Origin of the sequence: Actimicrobium sp. CCC2.4 (assembly GCF_034347385.1) — a bacterium.
Taxonomy (GTDB): domain Bacteria; phylum Pseudomonadota; class Gammaproteobacteria; order Burkholderiales; family Burkholderiaceae_D; genus Actimicrobium.
This window is the reverse complement of record NZ_CP133777.1, coordinates 3,354,594-3,375,496: the sequence shown is the minus strand read 5'-3', so window position 1 is coordinate 3,375,496 and position 20,903 is coordinate 3,354,594. Positions and strand designations below refer to the sequence as shown.

The 20,903-nt window shown below is 59.3% G+C and carries 18 protein-coding genes; 15 read left to right on the top strand and 3 right to left on the bottom strand.

From position 1 onward, the window contains the following. Positions 1-44: 44 nt before the first annotated feature. Entirely contained in the window at positions 45-1,034 is a 990-nt protein-coding gene (locus tag RHM62_RS15500; RefSeq protein WP_040723083.1) for a malate dehydrogenase, read from the bottom strand. Between the two features lie 313 nt (positions 1,035-1,347). Here RHM62_RS15500 and RHM62_RS15495 point away from each other — a divergent pair, with 313 nt between their 5' ends. The 7 genes from RHM62_RS15495 to gltA all read left to right on the top strand — a co-directional run bounded on the left by RHM62_RS15495 (position 1,348) and on the right by gltA (position 7,335). Continuing rightward, positions 1,348-2,112: a GntR family transcriptional regulator gene (locus RHM62_RS15495; RefSeq protein ID WP_322122958.1), complete on the top strand. Its 765-nt coding sequence runs from the start codon at positions 1,348-1,350 to the stop codon at positions 2,110-2,112. A 123-nt stretch (positions 2,113-2,235) separates the two neighbouring features. After that, positions 2,236-2,646 (top strand): succinate dehydrogenase, cytochrome b556 subunit, encoded by a 411-nt coding sequence (sdhC, locus tag RHM62_RS15490; protein WP_322122957.1) that lies wholly within the window; start codon positions 2,236-2,238, stop codon positions 2,644-2,646. Continuing rightward, positions 2,646-3,011, top strand: coding sequence for a succinate dehydrogenase, hydrophobic membrane anchor protein (gene sdhD, locus RHM62_RS15485; protein ID WP_322122956.1), 366 nt, complete (start codon positions 2,646-2,648; stop codon positions 3,009-3,011). The genes sdhC and sdhD overlap by 1 nt, the downstream gene beginning before the upstream one ends. A gap of 2 nt (positions 3,012-3,013) precedes the next feature. Further along, on the top strand, positions 3,014-4,792 hold the full coding sequence (gene sdhA / locus RHM62_RS15480; RefSeq protein ID WP_322122955.1) for a succinate dehydrogenase flavoprotein subunit: 1,779 nt from the start codon (positions 3,014-3,016) through the stop codon (positions 4,790-4,792). Positions 4,793-4,900: 108 nt separating this feature from the next. Further along, positions 4,901-5,611, top strand: a complete 711-nt coding sequence (locus tag RHM62_RS15475; protein WP_009665250.1) for a succinate dehydrogenase iron-sulfur subunit — start codon at positions 4,901-4,903, stop codon at positions 5,609-5,611. 74 nt (positions 5,612-5,685) lie between these two features. Then, positions 5,686-5,955, top strand: a complete 270-nt coding sequence (locus RHM62_RS15470) for a succinate dehydrogenase assembly factor 2 (protein ID WP_009665251.1) — start codon at positions 5,686-5,688, stop codon at positions 5,953-5,955. A 75-nt stretch (positions 5,956-6,030) separates the two neighbouring features. Next, a complete protein-coding gene (gene gltA / locus RHM62_RS15465; RefSeq protein ID WP_322122954.1) occupies positions 6,031-7,335 on the top strand; it encodes a citrate synthase in 1,305 nt (434 codons plus the stop codon). Positions 7,336-7,416: 81 nt separating this feature from the next. On the opposite strand, the gene RHM62_RS15460 is transcribed toward gltA, so the two are convergent. Continuing rightward, entirely contained in the window at positions 7,417-8,217 is an 801-nt protein-coding gene (locus tag RHM62_RS15460) for an alpha/beta hydrolase (protein WP_322122953.1), read from the bottom strand. A 137-nt stretch (positions 8,218-8,354) separates the two neighbouring features. Here RHM62_RS15460 and RHM62_RS15455 point away from each other — a divergent pair, with 137 nt between their 5' ends. From RHM62_RS15455 to RHM62_RS15430, 6 genes are all read left to right on the top strand, one after another. Beyond that, entirely contained in the window at positions 8,355-9,482 is a 1,128-nt protein-coding gene (locus RHM62_RS15455; RefSeq protein ID WP_322122952.1) for a mechanosensitive ion channel family protein, read from the top strand. A gap of 226 nt (positions 9,483-9,708) precedes the next feature. After that, positions 9,709-12,564 carry a 2-oxoglutarate dehydrogenase E1 component gene (locus tag RHM62_RS15450; protein ID WP_322122951.1) on the top strand — a complete coding sequence of 952 codons (2,856 nt, stop codon included), beginning with the start codon at positions 9,709-9,711 and terminating at the stop codon, positions 12,562-12,564. A 61-nt stretch (positions 12,565-12,625) separates the two neighbouring features. Continuing rightward, positions 12,626-13,921 carry a 2-oxoglutarate dehydrogenase complex dihydrolipoyllysine-residue succinyltransferase gene (gene odhB, locus RHM62_RS15445; protein ID WP_322122950.1) on the top strand — a complete coding sequence of 432 codons (1,296 nt, stop codon included), beginning with the start codon at positions 12,626-12,628 and terminating at the stop codon, positions 13,919-13,921. Between the two features lie 77 nt (positions 13,922-13,998). Beyond that, positions 13,999-15,426, top strand: coding sequence for a dihydrolipoyl dehydrogenase (lpdA, locus tag RHM62_RS15440; protein WP_322122949.1), 1,428 nt, complete (start codon positions 13,999-14,001; stop codon positions 15,424-15,426). Between the two features lie 216 nt (positions 15,427-15,642). After that, positions 15,643-16,740: a cell division protein ZapE gene (gene zapE, locus RHM62_RS15435; RefSeq protein ID WP_322125423.1), complete on the top strand. Its 1,098-nt coding sequence runs from the start codon at positions 15,643-15,645 to the stop codon at positions 16,738-16,740. Positions 16,741-16,759: 19 nt separating this feature from the next. Further along, positions 16,760-17,563: a hypothetical protein gene (locus tag RHM62_RS15430; protein ID WP_322122948.1), complete on the top strand. Its 804-nt coding sequence runs from the start codon at positions 16,760-16,762 to the stop codon at positions 17,561-17,563. A 78-nt stretch (positions 17,564-17,641) separates the two neighbouring features. On the opposite strand, the gene RHM62_RS15425 is transcribed toward RHM62_RS15430, so the two are convergent. Then, a complete protein-coding gene (locus RHM62_RS15425) occupies positions 17,642-18,400 on the bottom strand; it encodes a PP2C family protein-serine/threonine phosphatase (RefSeq protein ID WP_322122947.1) in 759 nt (252 codons plus the stop codon). 149 nt (positions 18,401-18,549) lie between these two features. Here RHM62_RS15425 and RHM62_RS15420 point away from each other — a divergent pair, with 149 nt between their 5' ends. Together RHM62_RS15420 and RHM62_RS15415 are read left to right on the top strand one after the other, a co-directional pair. Beyond that, positions 18,550-18,756, top strand: a complete 207-nt coding sequence (locus RHM62_RS15420) for a YdcH family protein (protein WP_322122946.1) — start codon at positions 18,550-18,552, stop codon at positions 18,754-18,756. 28 nt (positions 18,757-18,784) lie between these two features. Then, positions 18,785-20,806 carry an ATP-dependent DNA helicase gene (locus RHM62_RS15415; protein ID WP_322122945.1) on the top strand — a complete coding sequence of 674 codons (2,022 nt, stop codon included), beginning with the start codon at positions 18,785-18,787 and terminating at the stop codon, positions 20,804-20,806. The last annotated feature ends 97 nt before the right edge of the window (positions 20,807-20,903 follow it).

Here is a 20,903-nt window from a genome sequence, read left to right as displayed (position 1 = left end):
GTGTTGCAAGCTGCGGTGGCCGATATCAGAACATCCCGGCTGGCTTAGCCGACCAGATGCTTGACGCCTTCGCGCTCTTCCAGCAATTCGTTGAGCGTGACGTTGATGCGCTCGCGCGAGAATTCGTCGATGGCCAGGCCGGCGACAATCTTGTATTCGCCATTCTCGGTGGTGACCGGGAAGCCGAAGATTGTGCCTTCTGGGATGTCGTACGAACCGTCCGACGCGATACCCATCGTGGTCCACTTGCCGCCGGTACCGAGTACCCAGTCATGCACGTGATCGATGGCGGCGTTGGCCGCTGATGCCGCTGACGACAGGCCGCGTGCTTCGATGATTGCACCACCGCGCTTGCCGACTGTCGGCAGGAAGGTGTCCTTGTTCCATGCGGCGTCGTTGATCATGTCCTTGACCGACTGGCCGTCGATGGTCGCGAAGCGGTAATCGGCGTACATGGTCGGCGAGTGGTTACCCCAGACGCACAGTTTTTCGATCGAGGCGACTGGCTTGCCGGTCTTGGCCGCGATTTGCGACAGGGCGCGGTTGTGATCCAGGCGCAGCATTGCGGTGAAGTTTTTGGCGGGCAGGTTGGGTGCCGATTTCATGGCGATGTAGGCATTGGTGTTGGCAGGGTTGCCGACGACCAGAACCTTGACATTGCGCGACGCAACGGCGTCGAGCGCCTTGCCTTGCACCGTAAAGATTTGCGCGTTGGCTTCCAGCAGATCCTTGCGTTCCATGCCGGGGCCGCGTGGGCGGGCACCAACCAGCAGTGCGACATCGATATCCTTGAACGCCGTCATCGGATCGCTGTGTGCCGACATGCCGGCCAGCAGCGGGAAGGCGCAGTCATCGATTTCCATCATCACGCCCTTGAGGGCCTTCTGGGCTTTTTCGTCGGGGATTTCAAGCAATTGCAGGATGACCGGCTGGTCCTTGCCGAGCATGTCGCCGTTGGCGATGCGGAACAACAATGAATAACCGATCTGGCCGGCAGCGCCGGTCACTGCAACACGCATTGGGGCTTTTGCCATGATGAATCTCCAAGTGGGTAGAAAAACAATGCAGGAAACCGGTATGCCGGTTTCCGACAGCTCGCAATGATACCGCTGAAAATCTGGCAGGTCAGCCAGACTTCGCAAACCGGTGAAGCGCCGGATGACAAATCGCATGGGCGCGTGGCATCCGGCATTAACTGGTCGTGCATCAAAATTGAGCGCGAGTGTAGGCGCGCAAAGGATAGCTGTCAATCTTAATCTTATGTCTTATATAAGACATATCACAACATACTTTTTGCTGGACGGGCGGGGTGTTTTCGTGATGAAATCCTGACCTATGAGTAATTCGATGCCTTCTTCCGTCACCCCAGCAGCCGCGCCCGCCAGCGCCGGCGCTGCACCTACGTTCAGTCCGCTGTATCAGCAAATCAAGGCGCTGATCACGGCCAGTCTGCAGGCCGGTGAATGGAAGCCCGGTGAATTGATCCCGAGCGAGGTCGAACTGGCCGGTCGCTTCAAGGTCAGCCAAGGTACGGTGCGCAAGGCCATCGATGAACTGTCGTCCGAAAATCTGGTGGTGCGCCGCCAGGGCAAGGGCACTTTCGTTGCGACGCACCATGAAGTGCGCGCACAGTTCCGCTTCCTGCGGCTGATGCCGGACGCCGGCGTGGCCCATCAGGCTGATAACGTGATCATCGAAGTCAAGCGTCAGCGCGCACCTGCTGACGTGGCTCGTCTGCTCGACATCAAGCCGGCCGACGCGGTGATCTTTATCAAGCGGGTGCAGTCATTCGATGGGGCACCGGCGATCCTCGAAGAGTTATGGCTGCCGGGGACCATTTTCAAGGGATTGACCGCCGAGCGGCTGGTGGAATATAAGGGCCCGATGTACGGCTTGTTCGAGACCGAATTCGGTACCCGTATGATCCGCGCCACCGAAAAAATCCGCGCCGTGCATGCTGATCATGTCGCTTGTGGCTGGCTGCAGGTGGTCACCGATACGCCGCTGCTGAGCGTCGAGCGGGTGTCGTTTACCTATGGCGACAAGCCGGTCGAAGTCCGACGTGGTTTGTACCGTACCGATAGCCACCATTATCAGAGCGAGTTGATTTAATGCAATATCACGCCGAGCAAGCCTGGCGGTAAAGGGCTATATTGTCGGGGCGCGCCGATTAACTTTGGTGTGGCGCACAAAATCGGTAAAATTACGAAATTATCAAGTCTGGGAGATGTTCGCATGTCTGAAGTAACAAAAACAAACAGGCCGGAATTTCGGAACATTCATGTCACGCAGCTGGCAAACTACCGCCTTCCGCTGGCCGGATTGATCTCGATTCTCCATCGCATCAGCGGTTTTCTGATGTTCGCACTGTTGCCCGCTATCCTGTACCTGCTAGACCAGAGCTTGCTGTCCGAAGGGACGTTCGAGTACTTCAAGGGTATTACGTCCAACTGGTTCGTCAAGCTGGTCCTGCTGGCTGTGTCCTGGGCTTTCATTCATCACTTTTGCGCCGGTATCCGTCATCTGTTCATGGATAACCACATCGGTATCGAAAAGGATTCCGCCCGCAAATCAGCCGTCATTGTGTTTGCCGTCAGCTTGCCGCTAGCCGGTCTGGTAGCACTGAAACTGTTCGGAGCATTTTAATGGCCAATAACAACATCGGACCAAACCGCCTGGTTGTCGGGGCGCACTACGGTCTCAAGGACTGGTTGGCACAGCGCATTACCGCTGCCGTGATGGCGGTCTATACCGTGATCCTGCTGGTTGCTTTCTTCAAGGCCCAAAACTTCAGTTACGCCGGCTGGGCAGGGATGTTCGCCCAGCAGTGGTTCAAGATCGCGACCTTTGTCACCTTCCTCGCATTGTTCTATCACGCCTGGGTTGGCATGCGCGACATCTGGATGGACTACGTCAAACCAGTTTCTATTCGTATTTCTTTGCAAGTCGCCACTATCCTGTGGCTGATCGCTTGTGCCGGATGGACGGCACAAATTATCTGGAGAGCTTAATCGTGTCAGCTATCAAATCAGCCCTTCCCTCGCGCCGCTTTGATGCCGTGATCATCGGTGCAGGCGGTTCGGGCATGCGTGCTTCACTGCAACTTGCCGAAGCCGGTCTGAACGTCGCCGTTCTGTCAAAAGTATTTCCTACCCGTTCGCATACTGTCGCTGCCCAGGGCGGCATCGGCGCTTCCCTTGGCAACATGTCCGAGGACAGCTGGTTCTGGCACATGTTCGACACCGTCAAGGGTGGCGATTATCTGGGTGACCAGGACGCCATCGAATTCATGTGTCGCGAAGCCCCGAAAGTGGTCTACGAACTCGAACACTTCGGCATGCCGTTTGACCGTAATCCGGACGGCACGATTTATCAGCGTCCGTTTGGCGGCCACACCGCCAACTTCGGCGAGAAGCCAGTCCAGCGCGCCTGCGCCGCCGCTGACCGTACCGGTCATGCGATGCTGCACACGCTGTATCAGCGCAATGTGCGCGCCAAGACGCATTTCTTCGTCGAATGGATGGCACTGGATTTGATTCGCGATGCTGACGGCGATGTCATCGGCGTGGTTGCGCTCGAGATGGAAACCGGCGAATGCATGATCCTCGAAGCCAAGACCACCATCATGGCAACCGGCGGTGCGGGACGTATCTGGGCCGCATCGACCAACGCCTTCATCAACACCGGTGACGGCATGGGCATGGCAGCACGTGCCGGCCTGCCACTCGAAGACATGGAATTCTGGCAGTTCCACCCGACCGGCGTGGCCGGCGCGGGCGTGCTGATCACCGAAGGCGTGCGCGGCGAAGGCGGCATCCTGATCAACAGCGAGGGCGAGCGTTTCATGGAACGTTACGCGCCTACCCTGAAGGATCTGGCACCGCGCGACTTCGTGTCCCGTTCGATGGACCAGGAAATCAAGGAAGGTCGCGGTTGCGGTCCGAACAAGGACCACGTGCTGCTGGATTTGCGTCACATCGGCGCCGAGACGATTCAGAAGCGCTTGCCATCGATTCTTGAAATCGGTCACAAGTTTGCCAACGTCGATGCCACCAAAGAGCCGATTCCGGTCGTGCCGACGATTCACTACCAGATGGGTGGTATCCCGACCAATATCCACGGTCAGGTCGTTGCGCCTAAAAACGGTAATCCGAACGCCGTGGTCAATGGCTTGTATGCCATCGGCGAGTGCGCCTGCGTGTCGGTCCACGGCGCCAATCGCCTTGGAACGAACTCCTTGCTCGACTTGCTGGTATTTGGTCGTGCAGCTGGTAATCACGTGGTCGCCAGCGGTCTCAAGGAGCGCAGCAACAAGGCGTTGCCAGCGGACGCGTCGGACTTCGCGATGGATCGCCTGAACAAGCTCGAAACCTCGACCGGCAGCGAAAAAGTGCAGCACGTTGCCAACGACATCCGGGCAGCGATGCAACGGTATTGCGGCGTATTCCGCACCGATGCACTGCTGCAGGGCGGCTACAACGCGATCATGGAACTCGATGAGCGGCGCAAGCATGTCTCGTTCAAGGATAAGTCGAAGGTCTTTAACACCGCCCGTGTCGAAGCCCTCGAACTGGACAACATGATCGAAGCCGCCAAGGCAACCATCTCGTCGGCACTGGCACGCAAGGAATCACGTGGCGCGCATGCGCAAAGTGACTACGAAACGCGTGACGATGCCAACTGGATGAAGCATTCGCTGTGGTATTCGGAAGGAAATCGCCTTGACTACAAACCGGTAGTGACCAAGCCGCTGACCGTCGAGACCTTCCAGCCGAAAGCCCGTACGTTCTAACAAACCGGCGAACCGGGTCTGGCACTGCCAGTCCCGATGTCGCCTACCGATTGAATGTTGAGAGCTGTGCCGCGCAGTGCGCGACCCGGTTCCGCAAAAAAGGTACTTATGCCACGCACTCTGAATTTTGAAATCTACCGCTACGATCCGGACAAGGATGCCAAGCCGTACATGCAGAAGCTGACCGTCGAATTGCAGGATACCGACAAGATGCTGCTCGATGCGCTGCAACGCATCAAGGCCGATGTCGATGACTCGCTGGCGCTGCGCCGCTCATGCCGTGAAGGCGTCTGCGGTTCCGACGCGATGAACATCAACGGCAAGAACGGTCTGGCCTGCACCACCAACCTGAAAGAACTGAAACAGCCGATTGTCTTGCGTCCGCTGCCGGGCTTGCCTGTCATCCGCGACCTGATCGTCGACATGACGCAGTTCTTCAAGCAATACAACTCGATCAAGCCGTTCCTGATCAACACGACGATCCCGCCGGAAAAAGAACGTCTGCAATCGCCGACCGAACGCGAAGAACTCGATGGCCTGTACGAGTGCATCCTGTGCGCGTGCTGCTCGACATCGTGCCCGTCGTTCTGGTGGAATCCGGACAAGTTCGTCGGCCCGGCCGGCCTGTTGCAAGCCTATCGTTTCATCGCCGACACGCGCGACGAAGCCACGGCCGAGCGACTCGACAACCTCGAAGATCCGTACCGTTTGTTCCGCTGCCATTCGATCATGAATTGCGTTGATGTCTGTCCGAAGGGCTTGAACCCGAACAAGGCCATCGGCAAGATCAAAGAGATGATGGTGCGTCGCGCAGTCTGAGTCAGGCTGCTTTACCGAACTGCCCTGCGGCCGCGCAAGCGTCGCGGGGCATCTGACAAGAATGACCGTAGCCCATGTCCACCACGCATCAGTCCGATCCCGCCAACCGAGCCCGCCTGCGCTGGCGTGCCCGCCGTGGCCTGCTGGAAAATGACCTGATCCTCACCCGTTTTCTGGATGCGCACGAAGCCGGCCTGACCGACGATGAAGTCGACGCGCTGACCCGTATCCTGGATGTCTCCGACAATGACCTGATGGACCTGATCCTCGCGCGCAAAGAGCCCGATGGTGTCGATGATCTGCCGCGTGTCCATGCCTTGCTGACGCGCTTGCGGGCAGCCTGAAGCACCTGTTTCCCGTTTCCCTTATGTCCCGCTTTTACCCATTCACCGACTCACCGTTCAAGAGAAGGAACAGCCATGTCCCAAACCGCTGATACAACCGCAACCCTGTCGTTTTCCGACGGCAGCCCGTCGTTGGAAATGCCGATCTACAAAGGTACTGTCGGACCGGATGTCATCGATATCCGCAAGCTCTACGGTGCTACCGGCAAGTTCACGTATGACCCGGGTTTCATGTCGACCGCGGCCTGTAATTCGGCCATCACGTACATCGATGGCGACAAGGGCGAGCTGCTGTACCGCGGTTACCCGATCGAACAGCTGGCGGTGAATTGTGATTTTCTGGAAACCTGCTATCTGCTGCTGAACGGCGAACTGCCGACCGTCGAAGAGCGCAGCAAGTTCGTCGACACCGTCACGCAGCACACGATGATCCACGACCAGATGCAGTTTTTCTTCCGTGGTTTCCGTCGCGATGCGCATCCGATGGCCGTGCTGGTCGGTACCGTCGGCGCGCTGTCGTCGTTCTATCATGACTCGCTCGACATCACGGATCCGCATCACCGTGAAGTGTCGGCCATCCGGCTGATCGCCAAGCTGCCGACGCTGGTTGCGATGGCTTACAAATACAACGTCGGCCAGCCCTTCGTGTACCCGCGCAACGACCTGTCGTACAGCGCCAACTTTATGCGGATGATGTTCTCGAACCCGTGCGAAGAGTACAAGGTCAACGACGTGCTGGTACGCGCGCTCGACCGCATCCTGATCCTGCACGCTGACCACGAACAAAATGCCTCGACCTCGACAGTACGTCTGGCCGGTTCGAGCGGTGCCAATCCGTTCGCCTGTATCGCTGCCGGCATCGCCTGTCTGTGGGGTCCTGCGCACGGTGGTGCCAACGAAGCTGCCCTGAATATGCTCAAGGACATCGGTAGCGTCGACAAGATTCCCGAGTTCATTGCCAAGGTCAAGGACAAGAACTCCGGCGTCAAACTGATGGGCTTCGGACACCGCGTCTACAAGAACTTTGATCCGCGTGCCAAGCTGATGCGCGAGACCTGCTACGAAGTGCTGGAAGAGCTTGGCTTGCAAGACGACCCGCTGTTCAAGCTCGCCATGGCACTCGAAAAAATCGCGCTGGAAGACGAGTACTTCGTGACCCGCAAGCTGTATCCGAACGTCGACTTCTACTCGGGCATCGTGCAATCGGCACTGGGTATCCCGGTCTCGCTATTTACCGGTATCTTCGCGATGGCCCGTACCGTCGGTTGGATCGCTCAATGGAATGAAATGATCTCGGATCCGGAACAGAAAATCGGCCGTCCGCGCCAGCTGTTCGTCGGTGAAACTGCCCGTAACGTGACGCCTATCGCCGACCGTTAATTGCCACTCCGGTCCGGCTCTCGGGCCGGGCTGCCAGCCTCATCAGAAGCCCCGCCGGCAGTTGCTGTCCGCGGGGCTTTTTCATGGCTTGCTGCCGTGCGCGTTGATCCAGTCGGCGATCATGTCGACTGCTTCTTTTTCCATGCCGATGTAGCCGTGCCAATGCTGCGCGCCACAAGTGTCGCCGCTCGGGTTGCTGCCGCCATCGACCATCATCAATTGCTTGTCTGACGCAGCGACATGGACCAGCCCATCGATGATGCGATGAGCCTGGGCCGGATCGCATTGGCGGCAGGCGTCCCTGGCGTGATGCAGCACCAGCACCGGAATGCGGAGGGCAGACAGATCCTGCGCGGGGACGTTGCCGGGTTTGGCGACATTGACGATGCTCGACGAAAGCACGATGCCGGCCAGCTGCTCATTGCCGAAAGCGATTGCGGCAGCGGTGGCCGATACCGTGCCACGGCTGGTGCCGATCAGCCAGGGCCGTTGTCCGGACAGCTGCCTGATGGTGGCAACAACTTTTTGGAGGTCGCCGGTGTGCTCGCTGCCGGCCCGGTAGGCGTAATCCAGATCGGCGCTGTCCGATGGCCGCCCGACCACCGCGACGTTGAGCTTGCGCGCGGCAAAATCATCGCGGCTACGGACCAGAAAGTTGCCGCCTGTGGGCACGCCATCGACCAGCTTGCCGAAGCTCCCGCCACCGCCCGGCAGCACAATGACAGTAGCGACCGCGTCCGGTCGTGGCATCCAGAACACCGGCACGCTGGCTTGCTGGCGAACCGGGATGTCGATGACACTATCCGGCGATCGGGCGAGAGCGGGTGATGACGGCAGCGCCATCCACAGTAGCAGCGACAGTGTGCGAATAATTTGGTTCATGGCGGTCAGTTGGCAGGGAAGGGTGCTCATTGTCGCCGGTAGTTGGCTGCAGCGGCACGTCTGCATCGCCGGCGATGATGTGGTGCAGGCGTTAGAATGGCCCCGCGCTTTCCATTCACCTCTTGTACTGACCCCCGATGTCCGTAGATTTCCTGCAAGCCTGGCTGTTGCGCGTGACCCGTGGCGACACCATGATCGCCCTGGTACTGCAAATTTTTATCATTGTGCTACTGGTCGTCGTGACCAATTTTTTCTTGCGTCGGCTGCTGGCCGGACTGGAAGCGCGTACCCGCCTGACCGATACGCCGTGGGACTTTGCGCTGGTGTCGGCGCTGCGCAAACCGCTAACCGTACTGGCCTGGATCCTCGGGCTGGCCTTCGTCGGCCATCTGATTGATGCCGAAACCGATGCGACGCTGTTCGAGCTGGTCGCACCGGCGCGCAAGATCGGCGTCATCAGCTGCCTGACCTGGTTCCTGCTGCGTCTGGTCCAAAACGTTCAGGATGGCGTCATCGCCCATCGCACCGCGCGCAACCAGCCGTCGGATCGCACGACCGTCGACGCGGTCGGCAAGCTGCTGCGCGTGTCGGTACTCATCACGGCGGCGCTGGTGATGCTGCAGAGTCTGGGGTTCTCGATCTCGGGCGTGCTGGCTTTCGGTGGCGTGGGCGGTATCGCGGTGGGTTTTGCAGCCAAGGATTTGCTGGCGAATTTTTTCGGTGGCTTGATGGTGTACTGGGATCGTCCTTTCGAAGTCGGTGACTGGATCCGGTCCCCGGACAAGGAAATCGAGGGTACCGTCGAGGACATTGGCTGGCGCCTGACCCGCATCCGTACCTTCGACATGCGGCCGTTGTACGTGCCGAACGGCCTGTTCAACACCATCGCGGTCGAGAATGCATCGCGCATGACCAATCGCCGTATCTACGAAACGGTTCGTGTTCGTCTGGATGACATCGACAAGGTGGCCGCGATCGTGAGTGACATCAAAGCTTTGCTTTCAGCAAATGTCGAGATTGACCAGAATCAGCCGACCATCGTTAATCTGCTGCAGTTCAGCGTGTCGTCGATCGACATCCTGGTCTATACCTTTACCCGCACCACGGAGTGGATCCCGTTCCATGAAATCAAGCAGGACGTGATGCTGCAGATTGCCGGCATCATCACGCGGCACAGGGCCGAGCTGGCTTTGCCGGCACACACCGTGAACCTGCAGGATCATCGCGTGGCGATGAGCGGGCCGCCGGTGCCGGTGCCGGGTTGAGCGCACAAGCGCGTATGCCGCTGCGATGATGATCCGGCGCGAGAATGATTGCGGCCGTCCATCATGCTCCGCGCCCAACGTGCTATTGTGTCGGCTGCTTCAAAAAATACCCGAATATCCCGCCCTTCCCCACAACTTGATGTGCAATCCGCTAACCGGTCAGGCCGTGTCGCGGAAGGTTAAGCTAACCCGCTAATCTCGCGAAACGCGAAGAAAGGTGCGCAATATGATGCAGCAGTTCCGTTCCAACTCCTATCTGTCCGGAGGGAATGCCCCGTACATCGAAGACCTGTACGAGTCCTACCTCGACAATCCTGGTTCCGTGCCTGACAACTGGCGTTCGTACTTCGATGCGATGCAAAATGTCCCGGCAGTCGACGGTTCCGACAAACCCGATGTTGCCCACGCACCTGTTGTCGCCTCGTTTGCCGAGCGCGCCAAGCAAGGGCCTATCCGTACTATCGTCGCGTCTGTCGATGTCGAAATGGGTCGCAAGCGTGTCGCTGTCACCCAGTTGATCGCTGCCTATCGTTTTCTGGGGAGCCATTGGGCCAACCTCGATCCGCTGCAGCGCCAGGAACGTCCGACCATTCCTGAGCTGGAACCGAGCTTTTACAGTTTCTCCGATGCCGACATGGACATCGTGTTCAACATCAGCAATACCTACTTCGGCGGCGAAACCTCGACCCTGCGCGATATCCTCAATGCGCTGCGCGACACCTACTGCCGCGCGATCGGTGCCGAATTCATGTACATCAGCGACCCGGGCGAAAAGCGCTGGTTGCAGGAGCGTCTTGAGTCGACCCGCGCGTCAGCCAATTTCAGCAACGAAAAGAAAAAGCACATCCTCGACCGCCTGACCGCCGCCGAAGGTCTCGAGCGCTATCTGCATACCCGCTATGTCGGCCAGAAGCGTTTCTCGCTCGAAGGCAGCGAAAGCTTCATCGCCTCGCTCGACGAAACCATCCAGCGCGCCGGCGAAAGCGGCGTCCAGGAAATCGTTATCGGCATGGCCCATCGCGGTCGCCTCAATGTGCTGGTCAATATTCTCGGCAAGACACCGCAGGAACTGTTCTCGGAATTCGAAGGCAAACATGCCGACGACCTGCCGGCCGGCGATGTCAAATACCACCAGGGCTTCTCGTCCGACATCACGTCGCCGGGCGGTCCGGTCCACCTGTCACTTGCGTTCAACCCGTCGCATCTCGAAATCGTCAACCCGGTCGTCGAGGGTTCGGTCAAGGCACGGATGGACAGACGCGGCGACAAGGACGGCTCGCAAGTGCTGCCTATTTTGGTCCATGGCGATGCGGCGTTTGCCGGCCAGGGCGTGGTCATGGAAACACTGAACCTGGCCCAGACCCGCGGCTACGGCACGGGCGGCACGGTGCACATCGTGATCAACAACCAGATCGGTTTCACGACCTCGGATCCACGCGATTCGCGTTCGACGCTGTATTGCTCGGACGTCGTCAAGATGATCGAAGCGCCGGTGCTGCATGTGAACGGTGACGATCCCGAAGCCGTCGTCTTTGCCACGCAAATCGCGATGGACTACCGCATCGAGTTCAAGAAAGACATCGTCGTCGACATCATTTGCTACCGCAAACTGGGTCACAACGAGCAGGACACGCCAGCGCTTACGCAGCCGCTGATGTACAAGAAAATCGGCCAGCATCCGGGCACCCGCAAACTGTACGCCGACAAGCTCGTCGCGCAGGGCACGATTGCCGCCGATGAAGGCGACCTGATGGTCAAAGCCTTCCGCGATGCGATGGATGCCGGCCACCATACGGTTGACCCGGTCATCTCTAACTTCAAGAGCAAGTACGCGGTCGACTGGATGCCGTTCCTGAACCGCAAATGGACCGACGCAGCTGACACCGCCGTGCCACTGGCTGAACTGAAACGCCTGTCGTTGCGTGTGACCACCGTGCCGGACAACTTCAAGGTTCACCCGCTGGTCGAGAAAGTCCTGAACGATCGCGCCAGCATGGGCCGTGGCGAACTCAACCTCGACTGGGGCATGGGCGAACATCTGGCCTACGCGACGCTGGTCTCGTCCGGCTACGCAATTCGTCTGACCGGCCAGGATAGCGGTCGCGGTACCTTCGTTCATCGTCATGCGGTATTGCATGACCAGAACCGCGAGCGCTGGGATGCCGGCAGCTACATTCCGCTGCAAAACATCTCGGAGCAGCAAGCACCGTTCAAGGTGATCGACTCGGTCCTGTCCGAAGAAGCCGTACTGGCCTTCGAATACGGTTATTCGACTGCCGAGCCAAACACGCTGACAATCTGGGAAGCCCAGTTCGGCGATTTCGCCAATGGCGCGCAAGTTGTGATCGACCAGTTCATCAGCTCCGGCGAAGTGAAATGGGGCCGGGCTTCCGGCCTGGTCATGATGCTGCCGCACGGTTACGAAGGCCAGGGTCCGGAGCACTCGTCCGCACGTCCCGAGCGCTTCCTGCAACTGTGCGCCGACAACAACATGCAAGTCGTACAGCCGACCACGTCAGCGCAGATTTTCCATCTGCTGCGCCGTCAGATGATTCGGCTGTTCCGCAAACCGCTGGTGATCATGACGCCGAAGTCGCTGTTGCGGAACAAGGATGCCGGCTCGCCGTTGTCCGACCTCGCCACCGGCAGCTTCAAGACCGTTATCGGTGAAGTCGATGACAAGATCGACGCCAAAAAAGTCAAGCGCATCATCGCCTGTTCCGGCAAGGTCTATTACGACCTGGTCAATGCGCGCAAGGAACGCGGACAAGTCGATACGGCGATCTTCCGTATCGAGCAGCTGTATCCGTTCCCGCACAAGACACTGGCTGCCGAACTGAAAAAATTCCCGAACTTTACGGAATTGGTGTGGACGCAAGACGAGCCACAGAATCAGGGACCATGGTTCCAGATCCAGCACAACATCTTCGAGAATCTCGTCGATGGTCAGAAGCTGGCCTATGCCGGTCGTCCTGCCAGCGCCTCCCCGGCGGTTGGTTATTACGACAAGCATTACGCACAGCAAAAGACGCTGATCGACACCGCGTTCTCGAAACTCAAGGGCTTTGTCCTTACCAAATAATTGATGCGACGGCGCACCGGAAGCCGGGGCGCCGCCAGAACACACCGAATCGGAGTTTTACATGGCAATCCTCGAAGTCAAAGTCCCCCAGTTATCAGAATCCGTCGCAGAAGCGACCCTGTTGCAATGGCATAAAAAAGTCGGCGAGCCAGTCAGCCGCGATGAAAACATGATCGACATCGAGACCGACAAGGTCGTGCTCGAATTGCCGGCCCCGGCCGACGGCATCATCACGCAACTGATGCAACCCGATGGCGCAACGGTCGTCGCAGGGCAAGTCATTGCCCTGATCGATACCGATGGTTCGGCCAAGGTCAGTCCGCTGGAAATCTCGGCACTGCCGGTTCCGCAACCGCATCCTGATTCAGTCGTTTCAGCCAGCACGACCACCGACCCCGTCGCTGCCGCCATCAACATGCTCGGCTCCAAAGCCGCCGCGAATGTGGCCATGCCAGCGGCTGCCAAAATGCTGGCCGAGAACAACATGACCACCGCGCAAGTCGATGGCACCGGCAAGGATGGCCGCGTCACCAAGGGCGACGTGATCAACCAGCTGGAAAAGAAACCGGCACCAGCAGTGACACCGGCTGCGCCAGTGGTTGCGGCCAAACCGGCGCTGCAGCAGGTCGCGACCGGCGCGGGTCCGAACCTGGGCGAGCGTCCTGAACAGCGCGTGCCGATGAGCCGCCTGCGTGCCCGTATCGCCGAGCGTCTGGTGCAATCGCAGCAGACCAACGCCATCCTGACCACGTTCAACGAAGTCAACATGGCGCCGGTCATGGAGCTGCGCAACAAGTACAAGGACAAGTTCGAGAAAGAACACGGCGTCAAGCTGGGCTTCATGTCTTTCTTCGTCAAGGCGGCCGTCGCTGCCCTGAAAAAATACCCGGTCATCAACGGGTCGGTCGACGGCAATGACATCGTCTACCACGGCTATTTCGACATCGGTATCGCAGTCGGTTCGCCACGCGGTCTGGTGGTGCCGGTACTGCGCAATGCCGACCAGATGTCGATCGCCGACATCGAAAAGAAGATCGGCGAATTCGGCGCCAAGGCCAAGGATGGCAAGCTGACCATGGATGACCTGACCGGCGGCACGTTCTCGATTTCGAACGGCGGCACCTTCGGTTCGATGCTGTCGACGCCTATCATCAACCCGCCGCAATCCGCCATTCTCGGCGTGCATGCCACTAAGGACCGTGCTGTCGTCGAAAACGGCCAGATCGTAATCCGTCCGATGAACTATCTGGCGCTGTCCTACGATCACCGGATCATCGATGGTCGCGAAGCCGTACTCGGCCTGGTCGCCATGAAGGAAGCGCTGGAAGATCCTGCACGCCTGCTGCTGGACCTGTAAACCGTCGTTCACCGGAGCGGCCCGCGCAGTATTGCGCCGGCCGCTCCGGCGTCTGTAAAGTCAACAAGGAAAAGAACATGTCGAAAAATTTTGATGTCGTCGTCATCGGCGGTGGTCCCGGTGGCTACATTGCGGCGATTCGTGCTGCGCAACTGGGCTTCTCGGTGGCCTGTATCGATGAGTGGAAAAACGCTGCCGGCGGTCCCGCACCGGGCGGCACCTGCACCAACGTCGGCTGCATTCCCTCGAAGGCGCTGCTGCAATCGTCCGAGCATTTCGAACACGCCGGCCATGCATTTGCCGACCACGGGATTGATATCAAGGGCCTCTCCCTGAACCTGCCGCAAATGCAATCGCGCAAGGACACCGTCGTCAAGCAGAACAACGACGGCATCCTGTACCTGTTCAAGAAAAACAAAATTACCTTCTTTCACGGCCGCGGCGCGTTCGTCAAGAATGACGCCAGCGGTACCGAAGTATCAGTCACCGGCAAGACCAATGAATCACTGATCGCCAGGCATGTCGTCATCGCCACCGGTTCGAATGCGCGGTCGCTGCCAGGCACACCGTTCGATGAAAAAATGATTTTGTCGAACACCGGTGCACTCGCCATCGGCGCAGTCCCGAAACGTCTCGGCGTCATCGGTGCCGGCGTCATCGGCCTCGAAATGGGCAGCGTCTGGCGTCGTCTCGGATCAGCCGTCACAGTGCTCGAAGGTTTGCCGACATTCCTCGGCGCGGTCGACGAACAGATCGCCAAGGAGGCGTTCAAGTTGTTCACCAAACAGGGCCTGGGCATCCAGCTGGGCGTCAAGATCGGCACCATCACGACCGGCAAGAAAGACGTCACCGTCGAGTATGTCGATGCCAAGGGCGAGGCGCAGAAAGCCGTCTTCGACAAGCTGATCATCTCGATCGGCCGCACCCCGAACACCATCGGCCTGAACGCCGAAGCGATTGGCCTGAAGCTCGACGAGCGTGGTTTTGTAGTGGTCGATGACGATTGCAAATCGAGTGTCGCTAATGTATGGGCAGTCGGTGATGTGGTGCGCGGACCGATGCTCGCACACAAGGCCGAAGAAGAAGGCGTGGCCGTCGCCGAGCGTATCGCCGGCCAGCATGGACACGTCAACTTCAACACCGTGCCATGGGTGATTTACACCGCGCCGGAAATCGCGTGGGTCGGCAAGAACGAACAGGAATTGAAAGCCGCCGGCGTGGCTTACAAGTCCGGCTCATTCCCGTTCCTGGCTAACGGCCGCGCGCGTGCGCTGGGCGATACCAACGGCATGGTCAAGTTCCTGGCGGATGCCAAGACCGACGAAATTCTCGGCGTGCACATCATCGGCCCATCGGCGTCCGAGCTGATTTCGGAAGCCGTCGTGGCGATGGAATTCCGCGCGTCGGCCGAAGACATCGCGCGGATCTGCCATGCGCATCCGTCGTTGTCCGAAGCGACCAAGGAAGCGGCGTTGGCGGTGGACAAGCGGGCATTGAATTTCTGATGTAATGCGCGCGCGGGCACGGTGATGCCGTGCCCACCATACGGCTACTGCAGTACGCGTGCGTCTGATTAGCCTGTATAGAAACCGTTCGGCCTGAGCTTGTCGAAGGCGCACAAGCCGGTGCGCCTTCGACAAGCTCAGGTCGAACGGCTTCTGTTCTACCCGAATTGACCCGACACTATTCATCCCGAAAGAACCCGCGTGAACCCGAAGCCGATGACCGTCATGGAATTTTACGAACACGCGCTTGCCGAGCGCGGGTTCAATGCCGATCCGGCGCAGCGTGCCGCCGTCGAGCGATTGCAGCAAGGTTATGACGACTGGATCGCCTTCAAGTCGCAGCGCTCGAGCAGTTTCAAGCGATTGATCAACCGGCCCGACGTCCCTCGGGGCGTGTATTTCTGGGGTGGTGTCGGCCGCGGCAAATCGTTTTTGATGGACAGTTTTTATTCGGTGGTGCCGGTAGTGCGCAAGACCCGCGTGCACTTCCACGAGTTCATGCGTGACGTGCATCGCCAGCTCGATGCACTGAAAAAAGTCGCCGATCCGCTCGATGTCGTGGCGCGCCAGATCGCCAAAAAATACCGGTTGATCTGCTTCGATGAATTCCACGTCTCCGACATCGCCGACGCGATGATCCTGTACAACCTGATGCGCGCGCTGTTTGCCAATGGCGTGTCATTTGTCATTACCTCGAACTACGCACCCGATACGCTGTACCCGGACGGATTGCACCGCGACCGCATGTTGCCGACCATCGCACTGCTCAAGCAGCATCTTGATGTGATGAATGTCGATGCCGGCAATGACTACCGCAAGCGTGCGCTGGAGCAGGTCGAGGCGTATCACACGCCGCTCAATGCGATGTCCGACAAGGCCTTGCGCGACGCCTTTGCCAGCGTCGCCGACACCGCCGACGAAGACCCGCGGGTGCGCATCGAGGCACGCGAAATCCGCGCCTTGCGGCGTGCCGGCGGTGCGATCTGGTTTGATTTTGCGACGCTGTGCGGTGGTCCGCGTTCGCAAAATGATTATCTCGAAATCGCCAGCCGGTTCCATACGGTGCTGCTGTCGGCGGTGCCCGAAATGTCGGCGTCGATGTCCTCGGAGGCCCGTCGTTTTACCTGGCTGATCGACGTGTTCTACGATCACAAGATCAAGCTGGTGATGTCGGCTGCGGTCGTGCCGGAAGAGTTGTACACGCAGGGCACGCTGTCCAATGAATTCCACCGGACCGTCTCGCGTATCATCGAAATGCAATCGCGCGAGTACATGGAAGCACCGCGCCGCAATGCCATCGACCTTGCGGTCTGAACCTGAAAGATGTCGAATCATGATTGTCCTGCTCAATAGTTTTTCCCTGCGCCGAGCGCTGCGACTGGCGCTTCTGGTGGCCGGCGCCGGTCTGGCCAGCGCCTGTTCCGTCTTCTATCCGGCGGCGTCTGTCGAGGCACCATTACCGCCGTCCGGCTTGCGACTGAACTGGCCGTCCGGCTCGATCGTCACGGTCGAGCTCGCCACACAGGCATTGAATGATGCAGCGGCGCGGCGCGTCACGATCGAGCAAGCCGATCTGCGGGCGCAAGCGGTCTGCTTCGACAAGTTCTTCATGACCGCGTGCAATGATCGCGGCAAAGAGCAGCGACGCATTGCGCTGGCCGAAGTCCGCGCGGTCGAGGTCGAAGCCAATTACATCAACCGGCGCGACCGCGCTGATCAGCGCGACAAGGCGCTGGAGATCCGCACTGCGCAAGAGCAGGCCGCTGCGCCACAGCGTTTGCAGGACATGCGTGATCGCGAAAAAGCCGCCGCTATCAAAGCCGAAGACCGTGCGGCAAGCACCTTGAAAGCACAAGGATCGCAACTGCGCGATGCCACCGTCGATCCGCAGGCACGCCAGCGTGCTTTCGATGCGAAGGCTGCGCAACAGCAGGCCAGCGAGCAGGCCAGACAAGCACAACGTGCCGCCAATATGCGCGCCTTCGACAAGAAACAAGCCGATGCCGCGGCACGCCAGAAACAGGTGGCCGAGCGAAAAGACGCGAAGCTCGCCGGGGAAGAGGAAAAAGCCGCTGCATTGAAAGCGTCTAAAGAGAAAGCGGCGGCAGATGCGGCGGCTGCGGCGGCGAAGCAGTAGGTGCGGTTGGTGGTGAAGGATGTGTCTGGTGCACGCGACCAGTGCATCGCGCCGGCCGGGTATCCATAAAAGAATCCGCTAAAGCGCCGTCAGCTTCACCACCGCCATCGTGCAGTTGTCTGCCTTGTTACCGGCAGCCCGCTGGCGGGCCTGCCCGATCAGCAATTCGGAGAGTTGTCGCGGCGAGTTTGCCGCAATCGCTGCGCCCATTTCTTCGTCGCTGAAGTAATGCCAGAGTCCATCCGAGCACAGCAGGAACGCATCACCAGCTTGCAGTCCGTCATGCCGACCCAGCGTAATGTAGGGTTCTTCGCGCAGGCTGCCGAGCACGTTGACGAGGATGTTCGACAAGCGATGATTGGCGGCTTCTTCCGGCCGGAGCCGGCCCTGTTCGATCAGGCGTTCTACAAACGAGTGGTCGATGGTGCGTTCCGCAAAGGCCGCGCCGCGATAGCGATAGAGCCGTGAATCCCCGGCATGGGCCCAGTGCGCGCTGCCGGACGGGGTCAGGACCAGCACCACCAGCGTGCTGTGCGGTTCCTTTTCGACAGTCAGTCCGCTGAGCTTGATGATGGTGTGCGCTTCGATGGCGATAGTGTGTAACATCGCGTCGATGTCGCCGGTCAGCGGAGAAAATTCGTCGAACAATTGGCGCGCGGTGCGGATCACCTGCTCGGCTGCCATCGCGCCGCCGGTGCGTCCGCCCATACCGTCGGCAAGTACCGCCATCATGAAACCGGGGGCTTTGGCGGCACCGAACAGTGCGACGCGATCCTGCTGTTCCTGACGGTCGCCGGGGTGCTGACCGGTTCCTGCTTCTATCTTGTATTGGCTCATGGACCGGGGTAGATTAAACTGCGCTGGAGATTTTTTGATTGTACGGAATAATTGCACGGCAAAACCTGGAGCCAAATGAAATCTTTCTTTTTTTCCATCGCCCTGTGCGTCGCAGGTCTGCGCGAGCGCGGCAGCGAGTCGGGTCGATCATGAGTAATCTGCCATCGGCTGACGTGCGTCGACGCATCATCGAGCTCGAAGTCGAACACCGCGATCTTGATGCGGTCATCGATACGCTGATCCGCGACACCCGCCACGAAGAACTGCAACTGCGCCGCCTCAAGAAACGCAAGCTGCAACTCAAGGACCACATCACGCTGCTGAAAATGCAGCTCATTCCCGACATTCCGGCCTGATGCTGCAGGCCGCACACTGACTGATTCCTTGACTGAAGATCTTCCGGACGGCGCTCTGGCGACCGTCGCTCCTACTCCTCCCGGTGTCCATGATGCCGATGTCGAACGGCTGTTCGGCGAAGGCGGCGCGCTCAGCCAGGCCGTGCGCGGCTTTCGCTCGCGCCATGCGCAAACCGACATGGCCAAGGCCATCGGCAATGCCATCGCCGGCCAGGAAACCCTGATCGCCGAAGCCGGCACCGGTACCGGCAAGACCTTTGCCTATCTGGTGCCGGCCTTGCTGTGGGGCGGCAAGGTGATCATTTCGACTGGCACCAAGAACCTGCAGGACCAGCTGTTTTCGCGCGATATCCCGACGGTGCGCAAGGCGCTCAATGCGCCGGTATCGGTCGCCCTGCTCAAAGGCCGCTCGAATTACCTGTGTCATTTCCATCTGGAACGCACGCAACAGAACGGGCGCATGACCTCGCGCGACGACATCGGCAACCTGCGTGAAATATCGCGCTTCATGAAGACCACCACCACCGGTGACAAGTCCGAGCTGTCGCGCGTGCCCGAAAACGCGATGATCTGGAATCTGGTGACGTCGACCCGCGATACCTGCATGGGTGCCGAATGCCAGTACTACCAGGATTGCTTTGTTATGAAGGCGCGCAAGGAAGCGCAGCAAGCTGACGTGGTGGTGGTCAACCATCACCTGTTTTTTGCCGATGTGGCGCTCAAGGAAACCGGCATGGCTGAATTGCTGCCGTCGGCCAACACGATCATTTTCGATGAAGCGCACCAGTTGCCGGATACCGCGACGCTGTTCTTCGGCGAGACCATCTCGACCTCGCAGATCATCGAGTTGTGCCGCGACGTGCAGGCCGAAGGTTTGTCGCATGCGCGTGATGGTGCTGACTGGGCCCGTGTGGTGGCGCCGGTCGACCGCGCCGCACGTGATTTGCGGCTGGCTTTTCCGCAGGATGTGATGCGGTTGGCAGTCAGCCAGATCGCGCCATCGAGTGCCTTTTTCCCGGCGCTGGTGACGCTGCAAACCGAGTTGCAGGCCATGGTGGCCGTGCTCGAAAAACAGGCAGAGCGCGCCGAAACCATCGAGCTCTGTCGCGTACGCACGATCGAACTCGGCAATCAGCTGGCGGCCTGGGTCGTGGCAACCGATGCGGCTGCTACCGTGCCCGATACCGACCAGGAAAACGTCCTGTGGGTCGAGGCGTTTTCGAGTTCGCTGCAATTGCACCAGACACCGCTGTCGATTGCGCCCATCTTCAGCAAGCAGCGTGAAGGCTCGCCGCGCGCCTGGATTTTCACGTCGGCGACGCTGGCAGTCAAAAATGATTTTCATCATTTTACTGACCAGATGGGGCTGGCTGATGTGACGGCACGTTCTTGGCCAAGCCCGTTCGATTACGAGCAGCAGGGCTTGCTGTACGTGCCGCACAATATGCCGCAACCGAATTCGCCCGACTACACCGATGCGGTCATTGATGCCGCGCTGCCCATCATCGAAGCCGCCGGTGGCCGCACCTTTTTGCTGTGCACGACCTTGCGCGCAGTCAGCCGCGCGGCAGAGCGCTTGCGCGACGAGTTCGCCCGGCGCAACCTGCCGTTTCCACTGATGGTGCAGGGCGAGGCCGGCCGCAACGAATTGCTCGATCGCTTCCGCGCGGCGGGCAATGCGGTACTGATCGGTAGCCAGAGTTTCTGGGAAGGTGTTGATGTCCGCGGCGACGCGCTGTCGCTGGTCATCATCGACAAGCTGCCGTTTTCGCCACCGGATGATCCGGTGCTGGCGGCGCGCATTGCCGCGCTCGAACGCAAGGGGCGCAACGGCTTCATCCATCACCAGCTGCCGGAGGCCATCATCAATCTCAAGCAGGGTGCCGGTCGACTGATCCGCGATGAAAGCGATCGCGGTGTGCTGATGCTGTGCGATCCGCGCCTGCTCTCCAAACCCTATGGCAAGCGCATCTGGCAAAGCCTGCCGGCTTTCAAGCGCACCCGCGAACGCGATGCGGTCCTGGATTTTTTTGCAGAGGTACCGAAGTAACTCCTGCACCAGGTTGGCGTTTTAAAAAGTGACTCGCAAGCAATATTCGTTATACTTAGTCATCTTTTTTTAAAGCAATGCGGCACCGGCCAGACAA

Excerpts from the sequence above, each read along its gene's own strand:
- RHM62_RS15500 (WP_040723083.1), bottom strand. The coding sequence starts at position 1,034 with ATGGCAAAAGCCCCAATGCGTGTTGCAGTGACCGGCGCTGCCGGCCAG.
- RHM62_RS15495 (WP_322122958.1), top strand. The coding sequence starts at position 1,348 with ATGCCTTCTTCCGTCACCCCAGCAGCCGCGCCCGCCAGCGCCGGCGCT.
- sdhC (WP_322122957.1), top strand. The coding sequence starts at position 2,236 with ATGTCTGAAGTAACAAAAACAAACAGGCCGGAATTTCGGAACATTCAT.
- sdhD (WP_322122956.1), top strand. The coding sequence starts at position 2,646 with ATGGCCAATAACAACATCGGACCAAACCGCCTGGTTGTCGGGGCGCAC.
- RHM62_RS15475 (WP_009665250.1), top strand. The coding sequence starts at position 4,901 with ATGCCACGCACTCTGAATTTTGAAATCTACCGCTACGATCCGGACAAG.
- RHM62_RS15470 (WP_009665251.1), top strand. The coding sequence starts at position 5,686 with ATGTCCACCACGCATCAGTCCGATCCCGCCAACCGAGCCCGCCTGCGC.
- gltA (WP_322122954.1), top strand. The coding sequence starts at position 6,031 with ATGTCCCAAACCGCTGATACAACCGCAACCCTGTCGTTTTCCGACGGC.
- RHM62_RS15460 (WP_322122953.1), bottom strand. The coding sequence starts at position 8,217 with ATGAACCAAATTATTCGCACACTGTCGCTGCTACTGTGGATGGCGCTG.
- RHM62_RS15455 (WP_322122952.1), top strand. The coding sequence starts at position 8,355 with ATGTCCGTAGATTTCCTGCAAGCCTGGCTGTTGCGCGTGACCCGTGGC.
- RHM62_RS15450 (WP_322122951.1), top strand. The coding sequence starts at position 9,709 with ATGATGCAGCAGTTCCGTTCCAACTCCTATCTGTCCGGAGGGAATGCC.
- odhB (WP_322122950.1), top strand. The coding sequence starts at position 12,626 with ATGGCAATCCTCGAAGTCAAAGTCCCCCAGTTATCAGAATCCGTCGCA.
- lpdA (WP_322122949.1), top strand. The coding sequence starts at position 13,999 with ATGTCGAAAAATTTTGATGTCGTCGTCATCGGCGGTGGTCCCGGTGGC.
- zapE (WP_322125423.1), top strand. The coding sequence starts at position 15,643 with ATGACCGTCATGGAATTTTACGAACACGCGCTTGCCGAGCGCGGGTTC.
- RHM62_RS15430 (WP_322122948.1), top strand. The coding sequence starts at position 16,760 with ATGATTGTCCTGCTCAATAGTTTTTCCCTGCGCCGAGCGCTGCGACTG.
- RHM62_RS15425 (WP_322122947.1), bottom strand. The coding sequence starts at position 18,400 with ATGAGCCAATACAAGATAGAAGCAGGAACCGGTCAGCACCCCGGCGAC.
- RHM62_RS15420 (WP_322122946.1), top strand. The coding sequence starts at position 18,550 with ATGAGTAATCTGCCATCGGCTGACGTGCGTCGACGCATCATCGAGCTC.